Here is a 3566-nt window from a genome sequence, read left to right on the forward strand (position 1 = left end):
CAGGTGGTTTTTGACGAACTTCTGAAAGCAGCCTGATTTTTAATCGGGAATTGCACTTCGAAGTTGAATTCGCGCTGGACCACATAATAGATGCAACACATTGACTTGGTGAGCCGGCTATTACCTCTTAGATCACCAATAAAATACATTGAGGAGTTGTTGGGATTCCGCGTTACTTCGAGCGACTTCAGTTCGTCACGAGATTGAATAATGGTTATTTCCGTTTATGTTTATAAAGTTTCTGTGCTGTTTTGACCAATGTTTGTCCAAACGAGCTGGTACTGCCTGTGAATAGTAACATTTTATTGTGGCATCTAGTCATACAAACAGTAGATTCATTATATTCCAACAAGAAGAATACCCGCATTTTGGAATAATGTTGACTGTTTTTCACAAAACAGTGTGAATGATAGGGGTCTCAAGCCGGCAAATCGTTATGTCCTAATCAGAGTTAGCTATCAGGAAGAATCGCGAGTTTGCATGCAGGTCTGGATTGCTTGACATATCTGCTCCACCGCATTGAGTGCTCTTGGGGTGAAACGGTGCAGCTCATCCGAGTTGATGAGTTGCAGACGCTGATGGCGAACGGCATCCACCATGGGCCACTGTTGCCAGTGGCGCAGGGCGTCAGCGTCTTGACTCCCTGCCAGGATCAACGCCGGATTGGCCTTGATCACCTGCTCCAGGCTGACCTGGGGATAGGGAGTGGGGGCATCCGCCATCAGGTTATCCCCGCCACACAACTCGATGGCCTGGGCGGGCCAGGCGTTGCCGCTGACGCTGGTCAGCGGTGGATACCAGAGCTGGTAGAACACCTTGATATGCTTGGGTTTGCCGTAGCGCTGCCCAAGGTTGGCTAGGCGGTCGAGATAGGCGTCGGCCTCGGCATTGGCGGTTTTTTCCACCCCCAATGTTTTTCCCAAGGCCCGCATTTCGGTGGCGAGGGAGGCAAAGTCGGTCGGTTCTGAATAGAACACCGGGATCCCCAGCTGCTCGACGGGGGCCAGCATACGGGATTGGGCGGAGCGCCAGGCGACGATCAAATCGGGCTTTTGGGCCAGCAGGGCTTCCAGATTGATGCTGCGGTAATTGGCCACCTGGGGCAGGCGTTTGACCTCGGGCGGATAATCGGAGGCATCGTCGGTGGCCACGATGCGATCACCGGCACCGATGGCAAACAGCAGTTCGGTCAGATGAGGAGTGAGGCTGACGATGCGTGCAGGCGTCCCGGCCAGCAGGGCGGGCGACATGCACAACAGGCAGAGCAGGGTGAGCCATCTAGCCATGCAGGTGCTCCAGCACAGTGAGCAGCAATGCCAGCGCCAGCCAGCCCCAACCGGCTTGTTGCAGGCGGTTTAGCAGACGCAGGGCTGTACCGACATCCGGCTCGGCGGCGGCGTCAAACACGGGAAAACGGATCAAGCTGCCCTGATAGTAACGGGGGCCACCGAGCTTGCAGCCCAGCGAGCCGGAGAGCAGCGCCAGCAGTATTCCCATGGCGGGGTAGGGCCAGAGCATGGCTGTACGCAATCGGCTGGCCAGCTTGCGCAGCTGGGTCAGGCACAAGGGCAGCGCCAGCAACAAGATGGCAGGGGTACACAGGGCCTGGTAGAGCACGGCGGCGGCCCGGCCAAAGTGGGCAAAGGCTGGCAGTTTCGGGCTCCAGCCCTGGTTCATCAGCTGGGCGAGGCGCCACAACAGGGCCCCCTGCACCCCCGCCAGGGCGAACCCCAGCAGCGGGCCGGCCCACTGCCCGACCAGGCGCAGGGCGCAGCTTTCACTGACCGCCTTGGCAAGCCCCATCAGGGAGAGTTTACCGGTATCTCGTCTGAGCCAGGGGGCGGCCTGCAACCTGGCCACCACCAAGGTATCCTGGTCTGTCAGTGCGCGAGTGGCACGGGCCAGCTCCCGCAGCGGACGCGATTCCAGCATCAGCAGCAGAAACAGCAGATCGAACAGCTGCTCCGAGAGCGAAAGATTGCGAACCGCCCAGAGTCCGGCGGCGCACGGCAGCCAGACAATCAGCATGGCCAGCAGACCGGCCTGCAATTGCTGACCGGGGGCGCCATCGGGGCGACACACCTTGTGACCCAGCCGGGTCAGCAGGGGCACGACGGCGGAGAGCCGATAGTGGGCCGGCCAGGGCACGATGGCCTCCAGCAGCGCGGCCCCGAGCAAAATGGCCGCCGGAGTGGCGGCCATCTGTTCCAGCGTGGTGAGTGGGATCACAGCTTGCCGAGCATCTTGATGATCACCTCTGCGGAGTGCTTGCCGGCCACCTCGATGAAGGCATCGAAGGATTCGACCTGTTCCTTGCCGGCGATGTCGGACATGGCACGCACCACCAGATAGGGCACCTTGAACATGTGGCACACCTGACCGATGGCGGCGCCTTCCATCTCGACCGCCAGCATCTGCGGGAAATCGGCGCGAGCCTTGGCGATGGCGTCGGGCTTGCACATGAACTGATCGCCGGTGCAGATGAGGCCAACCTTGGTCTGATGCTTGCCTTGCTCGGCGATGCAATCTTGGGCGACAGCGATGAGCGTTTCGTCGCAGGGGAAGGCGGCCGGTTGCTGCGCCATCTGGCCCATCTCGTAGCCAAAAGCGGTGACATCCACATCGTGGAAGCGCATCTCGCTGGCGATCACCACGTCACCTATGTGCAGGTCCTGGGCAAAGCCGCCGGCAGAACCGGTATTGATGACGTAGTCGGGGGCGAATTTTTCCAACAGCAGGCTGGTGGCGACGCTGGCGGCGACTTTACCGATGCCGGAGCGGGTCAGGATCACCTCTTTGCCTGCCAGGGTGCCCTGATAGAACTCGCAGCCGCCCAGTTGCAGGGTGGTCGGGTTGCTCATCTGGCTGCGCAGCAGGGCCACTTCCTGTTCCATGGCGCCGATAATACCTACTTTCATCACTCACCTCGTCTTGATGGCCATGCGGCCGAATAAGTTGTTGTGGATCATAACAAAAGTTGGCGATGGCGCCGAGCATTCCGATACTGCGCGATGTGAAGGGGCGCTTAAGGGTAGCGCTTGGCGAGGTTAGCCAGCTCGCCGCTGTCTGCCAGCCGTTGCAGGGCATTGGCGAACAGGGCCAGCCGGGCAGGGGAGGTGCGCTGGTAAAACAGGATGTAGAAGGGAATGGTCTCCATGGCGGTGGGGAGGATGCGAATTTGGCCGCTCAGGTGGTGGCGCAGCAGGTCGGCCTCGAAGCCGGGTGAGCGGTAATAGACGAAGCGCCCTCGTTTCATCAGCAGCTTGTCATAATTGGCAGCACTGCTGATCCCGCCGCTGTCGATGACGAGTCCCTGCAGGGCCTGCAGTCGTTCGATGGCGCCGCTGCCGTGATTGATGAGGATGATGCCCTCTTCGCCAAGAGCCCTGACGTCGTTCCACTGGCGGATCTCGACCGGATCATCGCTGCGCACCGCGAGGTGGTAGCGCACGGTGAAGATGGGGGGCTGCAGATAGAGGAAGTGGTTGCTACCCTTAGGTAGCGGTGTAGGAAAAGCAACCCACACACATAAGTAAATCTGGAAAAGGGCCTGCCACTGTCTATAC

At 59.6% G+C, this 3566-nt stretch carries 3 protein-coding genes and 1 pseudogene; all 4 read right to left on the reverse strand.

What is annotated here, in order from left to right; translation table 11 throughout:
* Positions 1 to 458 precede the first annotated feature (458 nt).
* The gene (locus PG899_RS23740) at positions 459 to 1286 is read right to left on the reverse strand and encodes a cobalamin-binding protein (RefSeq protein WP_024946101.1); all 828 of its coding nucleotides are present in this window, start codon (positions 1284 to 1286) and stop codon (positions 459 to 461) included.
* Complete coding sequence (locus tag PG899_RS23745) at positions 1279 to 2229, reverse strand: cobalamin biosynthesis protein (RefSeq protein ID WP_024946102.1); 951 nt, start codon at positions 2227 to 2229, stop codon at positions 1279 to 1281. Before PG899_RS23745 ends, PG899_RS23740 begins: the two co-directional genes overlap by 8 nt.
* Positions 2226 to 2918, reverse strand: coding sequence for a 5'-methylthioadenosine/S-adenosylhomocysteine nucleosidase (gene mtnN, locus PG899_RS23750; protein WP_024946103.1), 693 nt, complete (start codon positions 2916 to 2918; stop codon positions 2226 to 2228). The genes PG899_RS23745 and mtnN overlap by 4 nt, the downstream gene beginning before the upstream one ends.
* 107 nt (positions 2919 to 3025) lie before the next feature.
* A pseudogene (locus PG899_RS23755) lies at positions 3026 to 3566 on the reverse strand (hypothetical protein); the annotation flags it as partial.

The organism is Aeromonas sp. QDB39, assembly GCF_027707585.1.
Lineage (GTDB): Bacteria > Pseudomonadota > Gammaproteobacteria > Enterobacterales > Aeromonadaceae > Aeromonas > Aeromonas hydrophila.

What these genes read in the sequence shown, in the direction of transcription:
- PG899_RS23740 (WP_024946101.1), bottom strand. Translation starts at nt 1,286, where the DNA reads ATGGCTAGATGGCTCACCCTGCTCTGCCTGTTGTGCATGTCGCCCGCC.
- mtnN (WP_024946103.1), bottom strand. Translation starts at nt 2,918, where the DNA reads ATGAAAGTAGGTATTATCGGCGCCATGGAACAGGAAGTGGCCCTGCTG.